This window comes from Fenollaria sp. C0166D3, assembly GCF_056590255.1.
The window spans coordinates 13,392-36,375 of the sequence record NZ_JBWPVU010000003.1 but is presented as its reverse complement, the minus strand read 5'-3'; the positions used below and the strand labels follow the sequence as shown (position 1 = coordinate 36,375).

The following is a 22,984-nucleotide window of genomic DNA, read 5'->3' as shown; positions in this document are numbered from 1 at the left end:
GACAATTAAATAAATTTATAGTATCATAGACTAGTCAGTATGAACTGACTAGTGTGCCCAGATAGCTCAGTCGGTAGAGCAGTAGACTGAAAATCTACGTGTGGCTGGTTCGATCCCGGCTCTGGGCACCATTTGCGGAAATGGCTCAGTGGTAGAGCATCGCCTTGCCAAGGCGAGGGTCGCGAGTTCGAATCTCGTTTTCCGCTCCATTTTTTTGGCGGCATAGCCAAGTGGTAAGGCACAGGTCTGCAAAACCTTGACCACCAGTTCAAATCTGGTTGCCGCCTCCACAAACTTGAAGCGTGTTTGAAGCACGCTTCTTTTTTTGCGTCTAAAATGCTTTTTGTGATATAATTAACTCAGGTGATGAAATGATTGCTATAGTCGACAAGGCTTACTACGATATTCTTCGTGATAAGCTTAGTGAATTTAATATAAAGGCTTTTCCATCGTTTGAGAGCAAAATTTTGAAAGGCGCGGTCGAGACGCATCCTGATATGTCGCTTTTTAAGTACGATGAGGAGACTTTAATTGCAAGCCACGAGTCTTTTGAGTATTATAGTGAGATCTTTAAGGCTACTAAGATAAATGTGATTAATGCAAATGAAGATCCTCATGAAAAGTATCCAGGCGATGTGAAGTTTAATGCGCTTCGTGTGGGCACGCACTTGATTTGCAAGAAAGATGCATGTGCTGATACCATAATGAATCGTTTTGATGAGGGCAAGACCATAAACTCATCTCAAGGCTATGTGAAATGCTCTGTGATTGACATAGGAAGCGAATATTTTGTGATGGACGACAAATATTTGCATGAAATAATAAAGAATCTTGGCTACAAGTCCAGACTTCTAGATAAAGGTCTTGTAAAGATTAAGGACTATGACTATGGCTTTATAGGCGGCGCGAGTGGCTATGCGCGTGATGAGATATTTTTAACGGGTCATATCAGGGACGAGGCAAATAGTATTCGCCTTGAAGAATTTGCACGAGAAATCAATAAAGAATTGATTTATTTAACGGAATATGATATATTTGATGTAGGAACTTTGATGATAATGGAGGATTAATATGCTAGTAAAACCATCGATATTGCCGGGTACTATGGAACTTTTACCTCATGAGCAATTGATTTTTAATAAGATGAAGGACATAATTAGAGAAACTTATGAACTATTCTCTTTTTTACCTATAGATACGCCTGCTTTGGAGAAGACTGAGATACTTCTTGCTAAAGGCGGCGGTGAAACCGAAAAGCAAATTTATAATATTGCAAATACCTCGACTGATACGTCTTTGCGCTTTGACTTGACTGTGCCTCTTGCAAGATACGTGAGTATGCACGAGCATGAACTTAAGTTTCCGTTCAAGAGGTATCAAATTGCCAAGGTTTATAGAGGTGAGAGGAACCAAAAGGGTAGATACAGAGAGTTTTACCAATGTGACTGCGACATCATAGGTGATGAAAAGCTTTCGAAGTTCTACGATGCAGAGCTTGTTAAGATCATCAGCATTATATTTAAAAAGTTTGGTTTTGATAGATTCACTATAATGATTAACAATAGAAACATTATGAATGGTTTCTTAAAGAGTAAAGGCGTTGAAGATACTGTAGAGGCTGTTCGAGCCCTTGATAAGTACGACAAGATTGGCAGAGAAAGTCTTGAAGAGCTGCTTCTTAATCAAGGTATAAAGGCTGATGCTGTTAAAGAGATTATTGCTCTTATTGAGTTTGAAGGAAGTAATGAAGAAACTATCAAGTACTTGGAAGGACTTGGCATAGATAACGAAACTTTCTTAAAAGGTCTTGCCGAGATGAAAGAAGTTTTAGAGAATATCAAATTATTTAATGTTGATGAAAGTAATTATAAATTCACTCTTAAATTACAAAGAGGACTTGATTACTACACATCAACTGTAATTGAAACTGTTCTTGATGACTACAAGGAGCTTGGTAGCGTCGCTGGAGGCGGAAGCTACGAAAACCTTACTCAGTTCTACTCAAAAAGAGAGCTTCCTGGCGTTGGCATATCCATCGGCTTAACAAGATTGTTCTTCCAATTGAGTGAAAAGAACATACTTCCTAAATTTGATAGCGAAGAAAAATCATTCTTAGTCGCTCCACTTGATATAGATATGAGCTACGCCATAAGCGTGTTAAATGAATTACACGAGCTAGGCGTGAACTCAGAAGTCCTTTACTCCAAGATGAAGATGAAGAAGATATTTGATTTTGCCGAAAGCTATAGCTTTGACTACATCATCTTCCTAGGACAAGAGGAGCTTGATAATAAGAAATTATCAGTAAGAGACCTTAAGAGCAAAGAGAATTTGACTTTGAGCATAGACGAATTGAAAACTTTAATAAAATAAATCTATCCCTATACGCATATGTATAGGGATTTTTTACATTTGTTAAAGTACTACTTGAATGTAGCTTGTCTTTTGTGGTATAATAATTTAGAGGTGGTATGATGAAAAAGCTTTTATTAATACTTTTATCTGCTCTAATGTTTTTGATGAGTTTTACTTCTTATGCAAAAAACATTGAAGAATCAAAAATAAATAAAATATCAGGCCTTGTTAACTCAGACTTAGAAGATAAAGTTCTTGAAGTAGAAGGCAAGAAAGACTCAACAAAGGCTTTATTCATACCGGCAAGAGAGGTATTTACAAAGCTAAACTTCGACATCTATTGGAACGGCGAGGACAAGTCTTGCTATTTCAAAAAAGGTATCAAGAACATAAAGGTAAAGCTTGGTTCGAAGATCTATACAACATCAAATAAGAACAGAATTGAGCTTGACTATGCACCTATGCTTATAGATATGAAGATGTATCTACCTATAGACGTTCTATATTATCTGCTTGACTACGATACATTTATCGTCGCTGACACTATATATATAAGAAACGCCATAGATGGCATAAAGACTGGTATAGTGAACGAAGCGAAGTATAGTCTTGCTTATCCAGTATTTTTCAGTACTGAAGACGTTAAGAGAGCTTATAGAAATAATATTAACGAGCAAATCAAGAAATTTGTTGACGAGCAAGTTGAAAAGGCAAAGAACGATGCTAAGCTTAAGAAAATGTATTTCACATACGATATAGCTAGATCGGATGATAGCTTGGTATCATTATGTTTCTACATCAATAGCGTCTACAATGATGATAGTACTTCGAGCAAATTCTATACAAAGACCTTCAATTTTAATAGCGCTGAAGAGATTAGCTTCGAAGACTTAATCAAGAAAGAACAAAATGTTAGAGAAACGATACTTGAGGATTTAACTAAGACTGAAGAAGAAAAGAACAGCATTAGAAATAATATCAAAAATTATTATATCGTGGATAATTCCATAATCTTGTATTATTACAAGGATGAGGTAGGCAGTTCCAATATAGGATCTCACTACGTTAGAAGCGAGGACCTAAAATTTTATATAAATGAGGAATATTTAAAATATTTTAATTAAAGGAGTGTTATTATATGAAAGTTGCATTAGTAATGGGCAGCATCTCTGATAAAGAGGTTGTTGAAAAATCACAAAAGGTACTTGATGATTTTGGGGTTGAGTATGAGACAAGAGTTATCTCAGCTCACAGAACACCAGAAGTAGCATTTGATTTTGCTAAAAACGCAAAAGCCAATGGTATCGAGGCAATCATAACATTTGCAGGTAAGGCTGCACACTTAGGAGGAGTCATAGCAGGACTTAGTACTCTACCAGTTATAGGAGTTCCGGTAAAGAGCTCTTTAATGGATGGACTTGATTCACTTCTTTCAATAGTTCAAATGCCTAAGGGCGTTCCAGTAGCTACAGTTGCTGTTAATGGCGCTGAAAATGCTGCAATACTAGCTGTACAAATCTTAGCTATCAAATACGATGAACTTGCTAAGAAGCTTGAAGACTACAAGGTACAAATGAGAGATGACATCGTTAAGATCGATGCAGAGCTTAATAAGTAGGTAGAGCTATGGGATTAACATATAAAGACGCAGGTGTAGATAAGACTAAGGGTTATGAAGAGGTAAAACTTATCAAAAACCTAATCAAATCTACAAACAGAGACGGAGTATTAAACGATATAGGAAACTTTTCCGGTTTATTTAAATTAGACTTAAATAAGTACGATAAACCAGTATTAGTAAGCGGTACAGATGGCGTTGGAACTAAGCTTAAGCTAGCATTTATCCTAGATAAGCACGACACCATCGGTATAGATGCTGTGGCAATGTGTGTCAATGACATCATTTGCCAAGGCGCTGAACCATTATTCTTCCTAGACTACATCGCTTCATCAAAGCTTATCCCTGAAAAGATGGCTGAGATAGTATCAGGTGTTGCTGAGGGATGCAAGATGAGCCACGCTGCGCTTATAGGCGGAGAAACAGCTGAGATGCCAGGCTTCTACGCAGAAGGCGAGTATGATATAGCAGGTTTTGCTGTTGGCGTAGTTAATGAAGACAAGATTATAGATGGCTCAAAGATTGAAGATGGTGACGTTATCATTGGTCTAAGATCAAGCGGCGTTCACTCGAATGGTTTTTCGCTAGTAAGAAAAATTATTTTTGATAATGATAAAGTTGATGTAAACAAAAAGTACGAGGGTCTTGATGATACTTTACTAAATGTTTTACTTACACCAACAAGAATTTATTACGATCCAATGATGGATATCATCGAACACATTGATGTTAAGGCGATTTCGCATATAACAGGCGGCGGCTTCTACGAAAACATTCCTAGAATGATTAAAGACGGCTACACAGCTGTTATTGATCTAAAAGATTATGAAATACCAGCAATATTTAAATATCTTATGAACTGGGCAGACGTACACATTGAAGAGATGTTCGGCACATTCAATATGGGCATAGGAATGGTATTTGCAGTATCTAAGGACGATTTAGCAAAAACTGAAGAGCTTCTTAATAAGCACGGCGAAGACTATTTTATCTTAGGTCATATAGAAGAAAAAGAAACTAAGGAAAAGATATGTCTAAATTTAAAATAGCCGTTCTAGCATCTGGTTCTGGCACTAATTTTCAAGCCATAATCGATGCAGTTAAAGAAAAGAGGCTTGATGCTGAGATAGTTTGCCTTATAAGTGATAGAAAAGCAGCCTATGCATTAGAAAGAGCCAAGGACAATGGTATTGACTACTACTACTTTAGTATTAAAAAATATGCTGATAGCGATGAATTTAATCACGCTATATTGGAAGTTTTAGATAAGTACGAGCCAGATTTAATCGTGCTTGCAGGATACTTAAAGATTCTATCGCATGAATTTATAGAAAAGTATAGAGGCAAAATCATCAACATACATCCTTCACTAATACCAAAGCACTGCGGCGATGGTTTTTGGGGCATTAAGGTTCATGAGAGCGTTATAAAATCAGGGGACGAATACTCTGGCGCGACTGTGCACTTCGTTGATGAAGGTACTGATACAGGCAAGATAATTATACAAAGAAAAATCAAGCTGGATGAAGACGAAACGGCAGAATCTTTGCAGAAGAAGATTTTAAATGAGATAGAGCACAAAATTTTGATTGAAGCGATAGATAAAATTATAGGAGGCAAAATTGATGAAAAAAGCATTGATTAGTGTTTATGACAAAACAGGCATAGTTGAATTTGCAAAAGAACTAGAAAATCTAGGCTACGGCATAATTTCAACTGGTGGAACATATAAAAAACTCATAGACGCTGGCTTAAAAGTAGAAGAAGTTACTGAAGTAACTAATTTTCCAGAATGTTTAGATGGCAGGGTAAAGACACTTAACCCGTATATCCACTGTGGTATTCTTTATAGAAGAGATCTTGAAGAAGATAAAGAATTTGTCAAAAAGATGGATATATCAGACATCGACATCATAGTTAACAATCTATATCCATTCGAAGAATATGTTAATGATCCAAGTAAAACACATGAAGAGATTATCGAAAAGATAGATATAGGTGGACCATCTATGATAAGAGCCGCTGCTAAAAACTATAAGTTTGTAACAGTTATCATGGACCCAAGTGATTTTGATTTAGTTCTTAATGAGCTAAAAGAAAATAAAGAGACATCTCTTAAGACAAGAGAGTATTTAGCTGGAAAGATATTTAATTACACAGCTTATTACGATTCACTAATCGCTGGGTACTTCAATAAAAAACAAGAAATTGAATTTCCTGAGTACTATACAAAGGGCTACAAGAAGATCAGCTCACTTAGATATGGTGAAAACCCTCATCAAAACGCAGCTTTCTATAAGGAATCAAAAGTTGAAGAAGGTTCTTTAGTATCAGCTAAGCAATTACATGGCAAGGAATTATCATTTAACAATATTAACGATGCCAATGGCGCACTTGAAACACTAAAGATGTTTACAGAAAGACCTACAATAGTTGCAGTTAAGCACACTAATCCATGTGGAGTTGGTTCAGCAGATACTATTGCAGAAGCATTTAGAAAGGCTCGTGACTGCGATGATCAATCAATCTTTGGCGGCATCATAGCATCCAATAGAGAGATAGACGCCGAAACAGCTGAAGAGATGAGAGACATATTCCTAGAAGTAATCATGGCTCCATCATATTCAGAAGAAGCTTTTAAGATACTAACAGATAAGAAGAAAAACAGAAGAATATTAACAATAGATAATATTACTAATAACGAATACACATCGAAAGACATGAAGAAAGTTCTATCTGGAATGATACTTCAAGACAGAGACACAGAACTTTTCGAAGATTTTGAATGCGTTACAGATAGAAAACCAACTGAAAAAGAAATAGAAGACCTTAAATTTGGCTGGAAAGTTGTTAAGAACTGCAAGTCAAACGCAACATTACTTGCAAAAGACTCAGCTACAGTCGGCATAGGTCTAGGCAGCGTCAATAGATTCTTCACAGTAGAAAGATCAGTTAAGATGGCAGGAGACAAAGCAAAAGGAGCAGTGCTTGCATCAGATGCTTTCTTCCCATTCACAGACTCAGTTGAATTACTAGCTAAACAAGGCGTTACAGCCATCATTCAACCGGGCGGATCAGTAGCTGATGAAGACGTTATAAAGTGCTGCAACGAACACAATATAGCAATGATATTCACTCATATGAGACATTTTAGACATTAGGAGGTAAAAGAAATGGAGAAGTTTTTTGAACTAAAAAAACATGGCACTAACACAAAAACTGAAATAATTGCCGGCATTACTACATTTATGACTATGGCATACATCCTAGTAGTAAACCCAATTATTTTAAGCTCAACAGGCATGGATCAAAACGCAGTATTTACAGCAACAGCATTATCAGCTGCAATTGCTACCTTAATCATGGCGTTATACGCTAAGTATCCATTTGCCTTAGCACCAGGCATGGGACTAAACGCATATTTCGCTTATTCAGTAGTAGCTAATCAAGGACTTTCTTGGGAATTTGCTCTAACTGCAGTATTGATAGAAGGTATTATATTTATCGCTCTATCATTATTTAAGGGAAGAGAAGTAATTTTCGATGCTATACCATTAACATTAAAGAAAGCAGTTTCAGTAGGTATAGGTTTATTCATATCATTAATAGGTCTATCAGGATCAGGCATTATAGTTCATCCTGAAGGAACAATTCTAGGACTTGGAAATATCACAGAAGGCACAGCACTACTAGCACTTATCGGATTAGTAATAACATTTATACTAGTAATTAGAAAAGTTAAAGGCGCATTATTATTAGGAATCATAATTACAACAATTATAGGCATCCCAATGGGTATAACAACAATACCAGAAGGATTCAAAATATTCTCACTACCACCATCAGTTGAACCGATAGCATTCAAATTTGATTTTTCACAAGTATTCTCAACACAAATGTTTATGGCAGTACTAACATTCTTATTCGTAGATATGTTCGATACAGTTGGTACACTAGCAGGTGTTGCATCAAAATCAAATATGCTTGATAAAGATGGTAAACTTCCTAGAGTTAGCAAGGCTTTCTTCGCTGACTCAATAGGTACAGTAGTTGGCTCAATGCTAGGTACATCAACAGTAACAACATTTGTTGAATCATCAGCAGGTGTAGCTGAAGGCGGAAGAACTGGTTTAACATCATTAACAACAGCAGTTATGTTCTTACTAGCACTATTCATAGCACCAATATTTACACTAGTACCAGCAGCAGCAACAGCACCAGCACTTATCACAGTTGGTATGTTTATGATGGAACCTATCATGGACATAGACTTTAGAGATTACACAGAAGCAATCCCAGCATTCTTAACAATAGCTATGATGCCATTTGCATATAGCATTGCTGAAGGTATCTTCTTCGGTATGATCAGCTACACTTTATTAAAAACAGTTGCTGGCAAAACAAAAGAAGTTTCTCCACTTATGTGGGTGCTTTCAATACTATTTGTATTAAGATATATATTTATAGTATAAATTAGTTTATTAAACTATTAAATGTGGTATATATAATACTGTAGAGTATAAAATTAAATCTACGTTTCATATAAAGTTATAAGGAGGTACAAATGAAAACAGACGTACAAATTGCTCAAGAAGCAAAAATGAAAGACATAACAGAAATTGCAGCTAATTTAAATATTAATGATGAGGACTTAATACAATATGGTCACTACAAAGCTAAGGTAGACCTAAGAGTTTTTGATAAGTTAAAAGATAAAAAAGATGGTAAACTAATCTTAGTTACAGCTATCAACCCAACACCAGCAGGTGAAGGTAAGACAACTGTTAACATCGGTTTATCTATGGCTTTAAATAAATTAGGCAAAAAAGCTATCTCAGCTCTAAGAGAACCATCATTAGGACCATCATTTGGAGTTAAGGGTGGAGCAGCAGGTGGTGGCTACGCGCAAGTAGTACCTATGGCTGATATCAACCTACACTTCACAGGAGACTTCCACGCAATAACATCAGCAAATAACTTAATCTCAGCTATGCTTGACAACCACATCCACCAAGGAAATGAACAAGGCATCGACGCTAGAAGAGTTGTTTGGAAGAGATGTGTTGACTTAAACGACAGAGCTTTAAGAAACGTAATAGTTGGTCTAGGTGGAAAACCTAATGGTTACCCTAGAGAAGACGGTTTCGACATAACAGTAGCTTCAGAAATCATGGCTATACTATGTCTATCAACTAGTCTTGAAAACTTCAAAGAAAGAGTATCAAGAGTTATAATCGCTTACAGACGTGACGGATCACCAGTTTACGTTAAGGACATAAACGCACAAGGCGCAGTAACATTATTAATGAAAGATGCTATCATGCCAAACCTTGTTCAAACACTTGAAAATACTCCAGCACTTATCCACGGCGGACCATTTGCTAATATCGCTCACGGATGTAACTCGATCATGGCAACTAAACTTGGTATGAAACTAGCTGATTACACAGTTACTGAAGCAGGTTTCGGCGCTGACCTTGGTGCAGAAAAGTTCCTAGATATCAAATGTAGATTTGGCGAACTAAAACCATCAGCAGCAGTTATCGTTGCAACAATCAGAGCTCTAAAACATCACGGTGGAGCTAATAAGGAAGATTACGATAAAGAAGATTTACAAGCACTTGAAAAAGGCTTTGCAAACCTTGAAAAACACATAGAAAACATCAAGAAATTTGGTTTACCACCAGTTGTAGCAATCAATAGATTCCCAAGTGATACTGAAAATGAAATTAAGTTCATGGAAGAAAAACTTGCTGCAATGGGTGTTGAATGCGCATTAACTGAAGTATTTACAAAGGGTGGCGACGGCGCACTTGAACTTGCTAAGAAAGTAGTTAAAGTATGCGACGAAGACAAAGCTGACTTCAAACCACTATATGATGTAAATCTATCAATCAAAGAAAAATTAGAAATCATCGCTAAAGAAGTATACGGAGCTGACGGAGTAGAATTTACTGTACCAGCAACTAAGAACATCAAAAACCTAGAAAAATTAGGTTTAGACAAGATGCCTATCTGCGTTGCTAAGACACAATATTCATTATCAGACAACCCAGACTTACTTGCAAGACCTGAAGGCTTCCACATAGTAGTAAGAGAAGTAAAAGTATCAAACGGTGCTGGCTTCTTGATAGCACTTACTGGCAGCATAATGACTATGCCAGGCTTACCAAAAGTACCAGCAGCTGACAAGATTGACATACTACCATCAGGTGAGATAGTAGGATTATTCTAAAAAGAAATATATAGGGAGGAATGGAAATGGCTTACAGTTCAAAATTAAAAAGCGAACAAACTGATGGCTTCTTCGAAGCAATCTTATCGCTAGAAACAATGGAAGAATGCTACAGATTCTTTGAAGACATCTGTACTATCAAAGAAATTCAAGCAATAGCTCAAAGACTTGAAGTAGCAAAACAACTTAAGGAAAACAAAACTTACAACGAAATCGAAGTAGCAACAGGCGCTTCAACAGCAACTATATCAAGAATCAACAGATCACTTAACTATGGTGCTGATGGTTATAAGTTAATATTCAAAAAATTAGGCATTGAAGACTAATATAAGTGAGGCTCCTTGATTGGAGCCTTATTTATTTCTTCTGTATAGAAAAAAAGCAAGTAGTGTTAAACTACTTGCTTTTATAATGACTTATATGGTGCCGAAGGCGGGGGTCGAACCCGCACGGTATTGCTACCGCAGGATTTTGAGTCCTGTACGTCTGCCAATTCCATCACTTCGGCTTACCAATATATATTAACATACTTTTTACAAAATTGCAAGATAAATTTTACTTAATTAATCTTTAAAAAAGTTATAATCAATCTAAAACCTATAAGCAATATAAAAGAGCTCCCGCTAGCGAGAGCTCATCTTATATCAACAAAACTATTTATCTAAAAATTCTTCATATAATCTTTGTGCTGTTTCTGTTCCAGCTATACCGCCTATGGCTGTTTCTTTTAATGAAACTGGTAATTCCTTACCAACATTACCCATAGCTCCGACTGTTTCATCGAAAGGTATTAGCGCTTCAACGCCAGCTAGTGTTAAGTCTGCTGATATGATTGCGTTAACAACGCCAGATGCATTTCTTAGATTGCAAGGGTACTCGACAAGACCACAAACTGGGTCGCATATAAGTCCCATGATGTTCTTAAGAGCAAAGCTTGCTGCAGTGAATATATCGTCTATACTTCCGCCTCTAAGCTCTATGATGGCTGCGGCAGCCATTGCAGCGGCAGCACCGCATTCTGCTTGACATCCGCCTTCAGCGCCTGATATAGTTGCGTTAACTGCAATTATTTCGCCAACTGCTGAAGCAGTAAGTAATGCGTTGAATATTTCTTCATCACTGTAATCAAATTCATCTTGCATAGTAACAAGCGTTGCAGGAAGTATACCTGAGGCGCCTGCTGTAGGTGCAGCAACTATCCTACCCATAGAAGCATTTACTTCTGATGTAGAAAGTGCTCTTGCCATGGCTTTTGTTATAAGTGAGCCTGAAATTGATTTAGAATTCATAGAGTAATCATTAACTTTAAATGCATTTTTACCAGTCATTCCACTCATTGAAGTGATGGGCTCTGTAAGACCAGCGTTTGCTGACTTTTTCATTATTTCATATGTTTTTCTAAGGTAATCATATATTTCATCCTTAGTCATATCACTTGCTTCCATCTCTTGATCGAGTTGCAATTCATATATAGTTTTATTTTGTTCTTTGCATGCATCCATCATGCTTTTTGCACTTGTATACATATTAATTATCCTCCTTAACAGGGTTTAAATACTTAACGAATAAGAAGTCATCTATCCTTCCAATGTCTTTTATGGTAGCATCATCAAAGTCAGAGTCAAGCTCGCATATAAGTGTAGCGACTTTACCAGTTCTGTCTACATGCATATCGGCGATATTCATTCCTGATATTGCAAATGTAGCAGTTATTCTTGATAGTATTCCTTTCTTATCAATGTACTTAGCTACTAAAGTAGGTTTTTCGCCAGAGAATTCAACGTCAGCGCCATTGATATCTTTTATAAGTATACTACCTCCGCCTATAGAGCTGCCTTGAACGTAGAAATCATCTTGATCATCGTAGTGAAAGACCATCTTAACAGTATTTGGATGAACGTAGCCAAGGTCTGATTTGATAAATTCGTACTCAAGTCCTCTTTCATCAGCAATTTCAAATGAGTTTTTGATCTCTTCGCTATCAGGGAAGAAGTCCATAACCCCAGCTAGTAGTGCTTTATCAGTGCCGTGGCCCATGTATGTTTCTCTAAAAGAGCCGTGTAAGTAAAAAGATACTTTATTGAAACCCTTTGGTGCTAGCTTCATTGCTATCCTACCAAGTCTTGCAGCTCCTGCAGTGTGTGAGCTTGATGGGCCTATCATTATTGGTCCTAAAATAGATTTTAAATTATAGTTTTCCATTTTTTCTCCTCTTTTTCTTCTTTAATGTATTTAATAAGAAGGCCACAACCAAGGCTGAAAATATATATGACATGATTATGTAGCTTGTTTTGATTATCAGTGGTGTGCTTTCTTTCTTTTCGACTGAATCATTTGTGTCAAGCATCTTTGAGTTATTGCTTGACTTTATGCTAATGTGATCTTCACTTACTTCACATTTAAAATAGTTTTGAAATAATTTACTTAAATCTTCCAGTGGAATCATAAGCGAGTCGTTATAAGTAATTACTTCCTTTGTAAGATGAACTTTTTCGGCGCCTAGGCTTGCATCACTAGTACCGAGCTCGACGTTTATAAGATTGCCTATAGTATACTTACCATTAGCTTCATTATTATAAACAAGGTTTAGCGGCTCTATTAGTTCTTCTAAGCTTATATACTTGATGCCATCAATGATGTAGGCGTGTTCAAGAGCAGTGCTTTTTGAGACCTCTGTTTCATAAGTGATGTCAAATTTTTTGACATCGTCATTTCTTTCTAAATTATTAATGATGAAGGCTCTAGCTCCATTTTGATTGTATTGATTATGGTTGAAGGTCACTATGCCATTGTGAACAAGGTATTTCACGCCCAAACTTGGCTTAACGTTCTGAATATTTGAGTTAATACCGATATTTTTTGAATTGATAGTTAAGAACGATGCATTTTGACCCACTTCAATGGTTGATGCGTTCATATATCTATCCAAATTAAGTACCTTGTACGGCAGATACGTTAGTTTTCTCGCTATCTCTATACTGTCGATGCCTAAGCCATTGGCCTGTCTAATGTACTCTAAAAATGAATTTACATTGACAGGGTAGAGCCTTGTCGATGTATTTGCAAGATTTGGGTTGCCTGCTATAAGCGAGTACTTTGACCTTATCATTATGCTTATGTCCGAGTCGTTAAGCGCGTCGTGAATGATAACGTCTTCCTTAGTATTGATTATGTCTTTGTACTGATGAATTTGGTAGAAGTTATTTGAGCTCGCAAGCTGAAGCTTTGACGTGTTGTTATTATATTTTTTAACAATATCAATATTGTCCTTAAAGTTTGTCAGAACAATGTATTTGAACGGGTTAAATGTGTAGTAAAGATTCTCGTTCTCTTCGTTATGCTTGTCAATCAAAGAATTTATAGCATTGATCTTATCCGGACCTCCAAAGTCATTCATATCACATAAGACAAAGTTATTCTTGCTGTCTTTGATAATATCAGAAATTTGATTTATCGTTTGAATGATGTTCTCATGCTTAAGCTTACTAAGCTTGATATAGTAGACAAAGTTATCGTCGTCAATCGCTTTGATTGTATTGATTAATAGATTAAGGTCATTTGCTTCTTCGATTGAAATTTTAACGCCAGCAGATTTTGCTTCCTTTTCCTTTAATATAGCCTCAACTATTTGCTTGATGGCCGCGTCGTCATACTTCATCTCATTTTCTTTAATTACAGCGTTTTTAATACTTTCAGAATCCGTAATCGATAAGTAGTCAATAGTTGATAAGGAGCTCTCAACGCTCTTGGACCAAGCATCAATATCGGCAGTTGTAGTTCTAACGCTCTTACCAATACCGTCAGCAGTTTTAAGTAAGTCAATCTCCCTGGAAACATTGGTGCTGTCCATATCGATGAACTCGCGAAGTAGCATAGCTCCTTCGCCATCTATCACTCTATTGGCCTTGACATCACCCTTGGTAATCTGTTTAATCTTGCCACCGCTGATGGCGATGTTATACTTATATAAAATTTCGTTTCTCGCTGGGTTAACTATATTAACATTTTTAATTGCAAGATCATAATTAAAAGCAAAGCTAGCCGTCTTATTAGGATCTTCCTCTTGATTTGTTACTTCACTCGCATATACATTGACATTTGTCAATAGTATACAAACGAGCAATAAAAAAGAGAATAATTTTTTTGACAAATTAATCACCTCTGATATATTATATACTAAATAATAGTATAAATAAAGCTTTTTTTACAATTTATGAAGAAATATTTTCGAATATGTTGTATAATATAAATAGAAGAGGAGGCAGAGAGATGATTTTATTATTAAACACTGATTTGATTAGATATAAAGCCTTGGGCTTAGATAAGCTTTACCTTGCATCTAAGAACTCAGCTGAGATACTTAATGATTCGTTCTATGGTTCAAACTTTCTTGCAAGTGAAATCTTTCACAGCTTAAAAGAAGATTATAAAGTGCTTTCATACGCGGGCGGCTATACAGCTATGAAGTATAGAAACTACCTAGAGAGCTACCTAGCTGATTACTATTTAATTACTATTAAGGATGAGGCGAGAGCAGTGATTGATATTAGAGAAAATACAAGAACTACTAGAATCATCGAGAACGCTCCTCGTATAACTAGAGATGATGAACTTAACTTTGTCGATAGATTTGATGACATCGTCTACGATACAAGAGTTACACTACTTATGGAGGACTTTGACAACAATATTAGTCCGGACTTTTATCAAGGCCTTATAGACGTTTCCAATAGATACATGAAAAAACTATTCGTATCTGCCTCAAAGAGCACGATGAAATTATGTATCGATTCAAACGTCTTCGCCATGTCCATGGATTATAAAGACCTAAGCGACATACTTAATCTTAGACTAAGTACTCTTGATGACATAATTAGCGTCGTTAAGTTTATGGCCATCGACAAGGACAGAATTATTCTTATTAAATTTAATGACAATTTGATTATATTTACAAAGGATTGCTACTACTTATTTGATTACGAGAAGAAGCCTTATATTAAGATTGACAAGAACATGGCGCTTCTTGGCCTTGCCATAGGCTTTGAGAGGAAGTACGACTTAGAGACTTCGCTTAAGATAGCAAGTAGCTTTTCCATCTTTAATAAAAAAGACAGCGAGAATTTTGATTTTTCACTTATAAAAAAGATTATGTCTGAAAGTGATTTAATTAGGTATAGCTATGTTTATTAATAAATTTATTCACGCAGCAGACCTGCATCTAGGCTTTAAATATAAAAGTAAAACGCTTGGCGTTAGGTCTGAGGATAGAAAAAATGAGCTTTTCATAACGTTTGAAAGGCTTATTAATTATGCCAACGAGAATAAAATTGATTTGATTGTCCTTAGCGGCGACCTATTTGAAAGGGACGTGCTTACTTATACAGAGACAAAGCACATGATGAGCATTATCGATAGCTACTACGGAAACATCGTTCTTTCATGCGGCAATCATGATTATTATACAGATGATTATCTATTTAATAATTTCACAGATAATCTCCATGTCTTTAAAACTAATACACTTGAACGCATGGATATAGCTGATAATGTTTCCATATATGGTGCTTCATGGCTTAATAGCCTTGAGAATGGTTTTGCTCTCCAAAAAGTAAATCTTGATAAAGATAGATTTAATATCGCGAGCCTTCATGGCGACCTAGCTGATGGCAAGTACAAGATTGATATAGAGTCTCTTCTAGCATCGGGCTTTGACTACATCGCCTTGGGTCATATACATAAAAAAGGGAAAGTGGCTGAGAAGGCCTACTATCCTGGTTCACTTGAGCCGCTTGACTTTGGTGAGCTTGGAGAACATGGTTTTTATGAGGTCGATACACTTAGCGGCAGCGTAAAATTTATTCCATTTGCCCTAAGGGAATTTATTATAAAAGAAATAATTATAAACGAAGAAGATGAATTCGAAGATATAATTAATAAATTTGAAGAGCTTAATGATAAGGATAAGAATTTCTATAGAATTATCTTAAAGGGAAGCATTAATAAGGATTTGAATATCAATAGATTCATTAGCTTAGTTAAAGATAAATTTTATTACTTAGAGGTATTTAATAACTTAGAAGAAAGTTTAAGTATCTCAACTGATATTTACGAAAAAATTCTTGCAAAGTCAGAAAACTATCCAGATGAAATAAGGCAAGACGCGATAAATATCGCGCTTAAGGCAATGCAAAGTAGGGAGCACTACTATGAAGATTAAGAGCCTCGATTTAATTAATTTTGGCAAATTTAATAATTATCACCTTGACTTTGACGACTCATTCAACCTTATCTATGGGCTTAATGAGAGCGGTAAGTCTACTATACATGCCTTTATCTCTTTTATGCTCTTTGGCGTGAACAAGGCGAATACTAAGAGGAAGATCAAGATAAAGGACTATCTCAGCTACAAGCCTATAAACAAAAATGAGTACAGTGGCAGGATGATTTTTGATAAAGATGGTTTTACTTATGAAATATACAGAGATTTTTTAAATGATACTTACTTTGTCAGCAAAAACGGCCTTGATATCACTGACGAGATTAAGAGAGAAAACTCTATTAGTAATAAATCTATTGGCGAAATCATTTTAGGCCTTTCACGCAATGTCTTTAATGCAAGCACTTACATTAGCCAATCAAAAGACATATACTTTGATGACTTTGACGATATTAAAGAGCTTTTACTTAAGCTTAAGACGAATGATGAAGGCGAATATAATTTAAGTGAAGCGAAGAACAGTATTGATGACGAAATTGCAAGTATAGGCACAGAGAATGCCAAGACTAAGGAGCTATACAGTCTTAAGAAGGAGATAGCAAGTCTAGATAGGGATATAGCTGGAGTAGAGGCATCGCTTGAAGACACTATGTCCATGCTTAATAAAAAAGACGAGCTAAATAAAAAGAAAGAAAATTTGATTTTAAAGAAGAAAGACTTTTTAGCAGAGTACAATAAGGCGAAAGAATATTATAAAAAGGAAAATTTATTAAAGATAGAAGAGCTTAAAGAAAAGAAGAAGGATTTTTTAAATAAGAATAAAAATATTACTAGTGATGACTACGAAGCCTTTAATGAGCTTAAAAAGAGATTTGAAGCAAATAATTATAGCGAGGCTAGAAGACGTAGCTTAAGAAGCTTTTCGTACATTTTTGCCTTGCTTAGCATTTTTGCCCTTATTTATTATTTTATCAAGGTAAGTAGAATTGCTTTATATACTAGCTTTGCCATGGCTATAGTTTTTCTTATATCATTCATTTTTACTAAGTCTAAGACGAGGGATGAGGCTAGTAAAAAGCTTATAGATGATAAAAATGCCATCCTAGATAAATATAATATAGCAAGTGATGAGGACTTCATAAGCGAATATACTAATGAGAGGTCAAGTGAGATGAGTCAAAACTATTTGCATAGCTTTGATGAGTTTCTAAAGACATACAGCGAAAAGAACTTTGACGAGCTTAGTGAAGAGAAGGTCCTTGACTACTTAGCAAAAACAGATGAGGCGGCCTATGATAAGTACAAGGGCTACTCTATAAGCATGGCTGAGGATGAAATCACTAAAATCGATTTAGAGCTAAATTCACTTGAGACAAAACTTAATTATAACGACAGACTTATAGAGAGGGCATACGAACTTGGCCTAAGACGTGACGCGCTCGATGCGAGATTTGCGGAGCTAGAAAGAAGGAGAAAGGCTTTAAGCGCTGCTAGTGAAATCATCTCTAGCCTTATTACTGAGATTAATACTAGCTATATGCCGAAGATTATTGCCGCGGCAAATAAATACTTAGAAATGTTTTCTGATAATAAATATAATTTCTTCTTGCTTGATGAAAGCTTTACCATAATGCTAAGAGACAAAAGAACTAGCCTTGTATATGAGGAGGAAAAGCTTAGTAGGCAGGTTTTATCAATGTCCTACCTTAGTTTAAGGCTTGCACTAGTCGAGGTACTGGACATCGATTTAGCACTTATCTTTGACGAGAACCTTGCCTTTTTTGATGAAGAGCGTATGGCAGCTGCGCTAAAAATATTTACTTCATTGGCAAAAGAAAAGCAAGTATTATTATTTACGAGCAGTAAAGTCGAAAAAAGTGTTCTCTCAGAGCTTAATCTGTGTTATAATTATATACAGTTATAGAGGTGAAAAAATGATTTATGCTATAGGCGACTTACATTTAGATTCGACAGACTTAAAACCTATGGGCGTCTTTGGAGGTAACTGGCAAGATCACGACAAGAAGATTAAGACGAGCTGGCTAGAGAAGGTTAAGGACGACGATTTGGTCTTATTGCCTGGTGATATATCATGGGCGATGAGGTTCAGTGAAGCTATAGATGATTTAAAATTCATAGACGAATTGCCAGGCAAGAAACTTATTAGCAAGGGCAATCATGATTATTGGTGGACAAGCATATCCAAGATGAATGGCTTTGGTTTTAAATCCATTTACTTCATGCAAAATGACTCATACACGTATAAGGACTATGCTATCTGCGCAACAAGAGGCTGGATGCAAGAGGACAATGACAAGTATGACGAAGAAAATGACAAAAAGATAACAGCTAGAGAGCTAATTAGACTATCGTTATCGCTTGAAAAGGCTGATAAGGATAAGAAGATTATAGTTATGCTTCACTACCCGCCATTTAACATGGACTTAAAAGCTAATCAATTCCATGAGCTTATGAAAGAGCATGGTGTATATAAATGTGTTTATGGTCACTTGCACGCAGCTGGCCATAGATTTAGAAGAGAAGGCTTGATTGATGGTATAGATTATTCATTGGTCTCAAGCGATTACTTAAATTTTAAACTTAAATTAATAGAGAGGTGTTAGTATGAAGGTTATAGTTTGCAAAGATTATGACGAGATGAGCAAGGAAGCAGCTCAAATATTTATTAAACAAATTCAAGAAAAGCATGACAGTGTATTAGGTTTGGCGACAGGATCAAGCCCTATTGGCATGTATAAAGAGCTTATCAAGGCTAATAATGATGGCACTATTGATTTTAAGGACGTAATTACATTTAACCTTGATGAATACGTTGGCTTAAGTAAGGACCATCCTGCAAGTTATTATTACTTTATGAATGAGAATTTATTTAATCATATTAACATAGATAAGAAAAATACACATATACCACACGCTGAGGGAGCTGACTTAGAAAAGGCGGCTAAGGAGTACGAAGAAAGCCTTTCTCATTATGAGATCGATTTACAAGTGCTTGGCGTTGGCAAAAACGGCCACATAGGCTTTAATGAGCCAGGCGACGATTTAAGCTCGGTAACATATGTGCAAGAGCTATCTGAGTCAACAAGGGTCGCTAACTCAAGATTCTTTGACGATATTGATGACGTGCCAAAATTTGCCATCACTATGGGGGTTGGCTCTATATTTAAAGCAAAGAAGATAGTTTTAATCGCAAGCGGTACTCAAAAGAGCTTCGCGATAGATTATCTATTAAATTCTAAAAAGATATCATCTAAAGTACCGGTATCACTACTAAATTTACATCCAGACGTTACCGTAATCATAGATGAAAAATTAGCAAGTCTAGTTATAAAATAATGATAGAGAGAGAAAAAGAAGTAAAAGTTTTTAATCTTGACTTAGACGCGCTTAAAGAGGAGCTTCTATCGAAGGGAGCAGAGCACTTAGGTGAAGAGAAGCAAGTGAATTATATATTGAAATGCGATATAGACGCTAAGACAAATTTATTAAAATCTCTATTAAGACTTAGAGAAGTGGATAAAGATGGCAAGAAGACTTTTTACTTGACATATAAGATAAGAGGAAAGGACAGCGGCGGGCTACGTAACTCAAAAGAGGTTACGAGTGAAGTTAAAGATAAGGATGCAATACTAGAAATTTTCGAAATGCTTGGAATTATTCCTGAAAAAGTTGATTATAAGGAGAGAGATTCATATCTATATAAGGACGCTCGCTTTGATTTTGATGAATATGACAAAGAAACCTTTGACAGGCCTTATCTTGAAATTGAAGTAAAAAGCGATGAAAAACTTGAAGAGCTGATAAAAGAATTTAATATAGAGAGAAAAAATATTACAACGAAAAATATAAATGAACTAAGGAAAGATCAAAGATGAAATTTATTAAAGATAATGCTATAGATATAATTTTAGCTTTTATACTGATAGCTTTGAGTCTAGCGATGAACTTTGCTTTAATAAAGCTAGACAAAGGCTTTAATGAGTACTTAGCAATACTGCTATTTACTTACATAGCTGTATTTACGCTAGATATAAAGTTTTCTATACCAAGCGTAATTTTGATATTTATACTAAATTTATTATATAGAAAGAGCTTAAACGCAGATATAAGAACGCTTATGCTAGCAATTGAAGTAATGTTTGGTTTTGCTATAGGTTATATAAGTCATAAGAAGTTTAATATATCATATATATTCTCGCTTTTTATTTCGATACTTATATCGAAGATGCTTAGCTATATAATTGCGCTTTTAATTGCAAATGCTGCGAATATATACAATATAGGCAGAATCATAAAAGTTAATCTAGTAGCATCACTACTAAGCATAACAGCATGCCTAGTCATAGTGCCGCTAGTAGTTTATACAAAAGAGAATTTCACATATCTATAGGAGGTTAAGATGATAGTAATTAAAAATGTTAAGTATATTGACGTAGATAAATCAGTCGTTAATGGCCCATGTGATGTATTAATCGATGGCAATAGAGTTAAGAAAATTGTTGATAAGATTGATGAAGCAGGCGCCTATACTATTGATGGCAGTGATAAACTACTTATGCCAGGACTATTTAACACGCATAACCACATAGCTATGAGCGTATTTAGGAATTACGCTGATGATATGGAGCTAATGGATTGGCTGCAAAATAAAATTTGGCCACTTGAGTCGAAACTTACAGATGAAGATATTTATTGGGCAAGTCTATTAACATTTATAGAGCTAGTTAAGACTGGTACAACAGCCTTTAATGATATGTATATGTTCTGTGAAAGGGTTTTTGATGCAGCTAGTGAAGTGGGTATGAGAGGCCTTATTGCTAGAGGCATGACAAATGATGCCTTTAATAAAGAGAGAGAAGCTAATATACGTGATATGTATGAAAAATACCATCAAAAGGATGGTCTGTTAAGGCTAGCCATCGCGCCTCACGCTATATACACAACTGGACTTGATTACTTAAAGAGCTGCATAGACCTTGCAAAAGAGCTAGACTTAATCATTCATACGCATGCGAATGAAACTTTAACTGAAGTAAACAATTCATATAAAGAGTATAAGAAGAGTCCTATAAAAATATTTAAGGAGCTCGGCATGTTTGATCAAAAGACAATACTGGCGCACTGCGTTCATCTATCTGAAGAAGATATGGACATCATAGCAAAAAGTAATGCACTAGTAAGTTTAAATGTATCATCAAATATGAAGCTAGCAAGCGGCATACCAGATATAAAGAATATGTTTGTGCGCGGTGATAAGCTAGCTATAGGTACTGACGGAGCTAGTTCAAATAATATGCAAAACATGTTTACTGAGATGAGAGCGGTATCACTTGCGGCTAAGGCTCGTTCACTTGATCCAAAGGTGATGAGTGCGGGAGAAGTACTTAAGCTCGCGACTATTAATCCATATAAATATATCTTTGATGAAGATGTAAATATAAGCGAAGGATCACTAGCAGATTTAATTCTAATTGATTTAGATAATACAAATTTAAAACCACAAAACAATTTGATTAGCGCTATGGTTTACTCAATGAATGGAAGTGAAGTTGATACGACTATAATCAACGGTAAGATAATTATGGAAAATAAAAAGATTAAAGGCGTTGATGAAGACTTAGTTGCAAGAAAAGTTGAAGAAATTATTAAAAATATTTAGGGGATGATGAAATGAAGTGGAGAGGTAGACAAGGATCGTCAAACGTAAACGATAGAAGAGGCGAGTCAGGCGGAGGCGGCATGCCAAACTTTGGCGGCTTCAAGATGGGCACTGGAGGCATGATACTGCTTTTAGTACTATACTTAGTTTTTGGTAGAGGCCTAATAGGCGGACCAAGCGGTCCTGGCGCAGGCATACAAAACGGCCAAGGTACACCAATTACAAGCGAAAGAGAAGAAGAGTACAAACAATTTATCTCGGTCGTCTTAAAGGACACTGAAGATGTTTGGCATGAAATATTTGAAGAAAATGGTTTAGAATATGAAGAACCACAATTAAATCTATTTACAGGCAGCATAAATTCTGGCTGCGGCTTTGCATCAGAACAAATGGGTCCTTTCTATTGTTCAGTGGATAAGGACATCTACATCGATTTGTCTTTCTTTGATCAGCTTAAGAATGAGTTTGGAGCAAAGGGTGACTTTGCCATGGCCTATGTATTAGCACATGAAGTTGGTCATCACGTACAAAAACAATTAGGTATTTTAGACAAAGTTCATTCATTACAAGGAAAGGTATCTGAAAAAGAATATAATAAATACTCTGTTATGCTTGAATTACAAGCAGACTACTTCGCAGGAGTATTCGCAAAGCATATACAAGATAGAGACATCTTAGAAGAAGGGGACTTTGAAGAAGCAATGAATGCCGCATCAAAGATAGGCGACGATACACTTCAAGAAAAGTATCAAGGAAGAGTAGTTCCAGATAGCTTTACACATGGAACGAGCGAACAAAGGATGGAGTGGTTCAAGAAAGGCTTTGAAAAAGGCACAATTCAAGACGGAGACACATTTAGTGGCGATATTTAGTAAGTAA

At 35.9% G+C, this 22,984-nt stretch carries 22 protein-coding genes and 4 tRNA genes; 22 read left to right on the top strand and 4 right to left on the bottom strand.

Translation table 11 applies throughout. The annotated features are described in order from the left end of the window. The first annotated feature begins 55 nt into the window (after nt 1–55). The 13 genes from AC1EJ0_RS02535 (at nt 56) to AC1EJ0_RS02475 (ending at nt 10,534) form a co-directional block, all read left to right on the top strand. A tRNA-Phe gene (locus tag AC1EJ0_RS02535) sits at nt 56–131 on the top strand. Nucleotides 132–134: 3 nt separating this feature from the next. Continuing rightward, a tRNA-Gly gene (locus AC1EJ0_RS02530) sits at nt 135–209 on the top strand. Nucleotides 210–216: 7 nt separating this feature from the next. Continuing rightward, nucleotides 217–290: transfer RNA gene (locus AC1EJ0_RS02525), tRNA-Cys, on the top strand. Between the two features lie 81 nt (nt 291–371). Then, nucleotides 372–1,070 carry a DUF6873 family GME fold protein gene (locus AC1EJ0_RS02520; protein WP_480023232.1) on the top strand — a complete coding sequence of 233 codons (699 nt, stop codon included), beginning with the start codon at nt 372–374 and terminating at the stop codon, nt 1,068–1,070. A gap of 1 nt (nt 1,071) precedes the next feature. Then, nucleotides 1,072–2,373 carry a histidine--tRNA ligase gene (hisS, locus tag AC1EJ0_RS02515; protein ID WP_480023233.1) on the top strand — a complete coding sequence of 434 codons (1,302 nt, stop codon included), beginning with the start codon at nt 1,072–1,074 and terminating at the stop codon, nt 2,371–2,373. 101 nt (nt 2,374–2,474) lie between these two features. Continuing rightward, on the top strand, nt 2,475–3,479 hold the full coding sequence (locus tag AC1EJ0_RS02510; RefSeq protein WP_294795504.1) for a stalk domain-containing protein: 1,005 nt from the start codon (nt 2,475–2,477) through the stop codon (nt 3,477–3,479). A gap of 14 nt (nt 3,480–3,493) precedes the next feature. After that, nucleotides 3,494–3,973, top strand: a complete 480-nt coding sequence (gene purE / locus AC1EJ0_RS02505; RefSeq protein WP_294795502.1) for a 5-(carboxyamino)imidazole ribonucleotide mutase — start codon at nt 3,494–3,496, stop codon at nt 3,971–3,973. An 8-nt stretch (nt 3,974–3,981) separates the two neighbouring features. Next, complete coding sequence (gene purM, locus AC1EJ0_RS02500; protein WP_480023234.1) at nt 3,982–5,022, top strand: phosphoribosylformylglycinamidine cyclo-ligase; 1,041 nt, start codon at nt 3,982–3,984, stop codon at nt 5,020–5,022. Next, complete coding sequence (purN, locus tag AC1EJ0_RS02495) at nt 5,004–5,618, top strand: phosphoribosylglycinamide formyltransferase (protein WP_480023235.1); 615 nt, start codon at nt 5,004–5,006, stop codon at nt 5,616–5,618. Before purM ends, purN begins: the two co-directional genes overlap by 19 nt. Continuing rightward, complete coding sequence (purH, locus tag AC1EJ0_RS02490) at nt 5,599–7,134, top strand: bifunctional phosphoribosylaminoimidazolecarboxamide formyltransferase/IMP cyclohydrolase (protein ID WP_480023236.1); 1,536 nt, start codon at nt 5,599–5,601, stop codon at nt 7,132–7,134. The genes purN and purH overlap by 20 nt, the downstream gene beginning before the upstream one ends. Nucleotides 7,135–7,146: 12 nt before the next feature. Further along, nucleotides 7,147–8,445, top strand: coding sequence for an NCS2 family permease (locus tag AC1EJ0_RS02485; RefSeq protein ID WP_480023237.1), 1,299 nt, complete (start codon nt 7,147–7,149; stop codon nt 8,443–8,445). A gap of 92 nt (nt 8,446–8,537) precedes the next feature. Then, nucleotides 8,538–10,208, top strand: coding sequence for a formate--tetrahydrofolate ligase (locus tag AC1EJ0_RS02480; RefSeq protein WP_480023238.1), 1,671 nt, complete (start codon nt 8,538–8,540; stop codon nt 10,206–10,208). A 26-nt stretch (nt 10,209–10,234) separates the two neighbouring features. Beyond that, nucleotides 10,235–10,534, top strand: coding sequence for a YerC/YecD family TrpR-related protein (locus tag AC1EJ0_RS02475; protein WP_058260498.1), 300 nt, complete (start codon nt 10,235–10,237; stop codon nt 10,532–10,534). Between the two features lie 95 nt (nt 10,535–10,629). Here the strand turns inward: AC1EJ0_RS02475 and AC1EJ0_RS02470 are convergent. The 4 genes from AC1EJ0_RS02470 to AC1EJ0_RS02455 all read right to left on the bottom strand — a co-directional run bounded on the left by AC1EJ0_RS02470 (nt 10,630) and on the right by AC1EJ0_RS02455 (nt 14,358). Then, nucleotides 10,630–10,716, bottom strand: a tRNA-Leu gene (locus AC1EJ0_RS02470). A 145-nt stretch (nt 10,717–10,861) separates the two neighbouring features. Further along, a complete protein-coding gene (sdaAA, locus tag AC1EJ0_RS02465) occupies nt 10,862–11,734 on the bottom strand; it encodes an L-serine ammonia-lyase, iron-sulfur-dependent, subunit alpha (protein ID WP_304017575.1) in 873 nt (290 codons plus the stop codon). Between the two features lies 1 nt (nt 11,735). Further along, nucleotides 11,736–12,410 carry an L-serine ammonia-lyase, iron-sulfur-dependent subunit beta gene (sdaAB, locus tag AC1EJ0_RS02460; protein ID WP_294795483.1) on the bottom strand — a complete coding sequence of 225 codons (675 nt, stop codon included), beginning with the start codon at nt 12,408–12,410 and terminating at the stop codon, nt 11,736–11,738. Beyond that, nucleotides 12,397–14,358 carry a hypothetical protein gene (locus AC1EJ0_RS02455; RefSeq protein WP_480023239.1) on the bottom strand — a complete coding sequence of 654 codons (1,962 nt, stop codon included), beginning with the start codon at nt 14,356–14,358 and terminating at the stop codon, nt 12,397–12,399. Before AC1EJ0_RS02455 ends, sdaAB begins: the two co-directional genes overlap by 14 nt. Nucleotides 14,359–14,477: 119 nt before the next feature. Between AC1EJ0_RS02455 and AC1EJ0_RS02450 the strand changes: the two genes are divergently transcribed. The 9 genes from AC1EJ0_RS02450 to ypfJ are packed head-to-tail and all read left to right on the top strand — an operon-like array spanning nt 14,478 to nt 22,977. Then, nucleotides 14,478–15,398, top strand: coding sequence for a hypothetical protein (locus AC1EJ0_RS02450; RefSeq protein ID WP_480023240.1), 921 nt, complete (start codon nt 14,478–14,480; stop codon nt 15,396–15,398). Then, nucleotides 15,388–16,425, top strand: a complete 1,038-nt coding sequence (locus AC1EJ0_RS02445) for a metallophosphoesterase family protein (RefSeq protein WP_480023241.1) — start codon at nt 15,388–15,390, stop codon at nt 16,423–16,425. The genes AC1EJ0_RS02450 and AC1EJ0_RS02445 overlap by 11 nt, the downstream gene beginning before the upstream one ends. Continuing rightward, on the top strand, nt 16,415–18,349 hold the full coding sequence (locus AC1EJ0_RS02440; protein WP_480023242.1) for an ATP-binding protein: 1,935 nt from the start codon (nt 16,415–16,417) through the stop codon (nt 18,347–18,349). Before AC1EJ0_RS02445 ends, AC1EJ0_RS02440 begins: the two co-directional genes overlap by 11 nt. A gap of 10 nt (nt 18,350–18,359) precedes the next feature. Beyond that, nucleotides 18,360–19,049 (top strand): metallophosphoesterase, encoded by a 690-nt coding sequence (locus tag AC1EJ0_RS02435; protein WP_058260491.1) that lies wholly within the window; start codon nt 18,360–18,362, stop codon nt 19,047–19,049. Nucleotide 19,050: 1 nt separating this feature from the next. Next, nucleotides 19,051–19,782: a glucosamine-6-phosphate deaminase gene (nagB, locus tag AC1EJ0_RS02430; protein ID WP_480023243.1), complete on the top strand. Its 732-nt coding sequence runs from the start codon at nt 19,051–19,053 to the stop codon at nt 19,780–19,782. Continuing rightward, nucleotides 19,782–20,321 carry a CYTH domain-containing protein gene (locus AC1EJ0_RS02425; protein WP_480023244.1) on the top strand — a complete coding sequence of 180 codons (540 nt, stop codon included), beginning with the start codon at nt 19,782–19,784 and terminating at the stop codon, nt 20,319–20,321. Before nagB ends, AC1EJ0_RS02425 begins: the two co-directional genes overlap by 1 nt. Beyond that, nucleotides 20,318–20,836, top strand: a complete 519-nt coding sequence (locus tag AC1EJ0_RS02420) for a hypothetical protein (protein ID WP_480023245.1) — start codon at nt 20,318–20,320, stop codon at nt 20,834–20,836. The genes AC1EJ0_RS02425 and AC1EJ0_RS02420 overlap by 4 nt, the downstream gene beginning before the upstream one ends. A gap of 9 nt (nt 20,837–20,845) precedes the next feature. Then, nucleotides 20,846–22,105, top strand: coding sequence for an amidohydrolase (locus tag AC1EJ0_RS02415; protein WP_480023246.1), 1,260 nt, complete (start codon nt 20,846–20,848; stop codon nt 22,103–22,105). Nucleotides 22,106–22,116: 11 nt separating this feature from the next. After that, entirely contained in the window at nt 22,117–22,977 is an 861-nt protein-coding gene (gene ypfJ / locus AC1EJ0_RS02410) for a KPN_02809 family neutral zinc metallopeptidase (RefSeq protein WP_480023247.1), read from the top strand. Nucleotides 22,978–22,984: the final 7 nt, after the last annotated feature.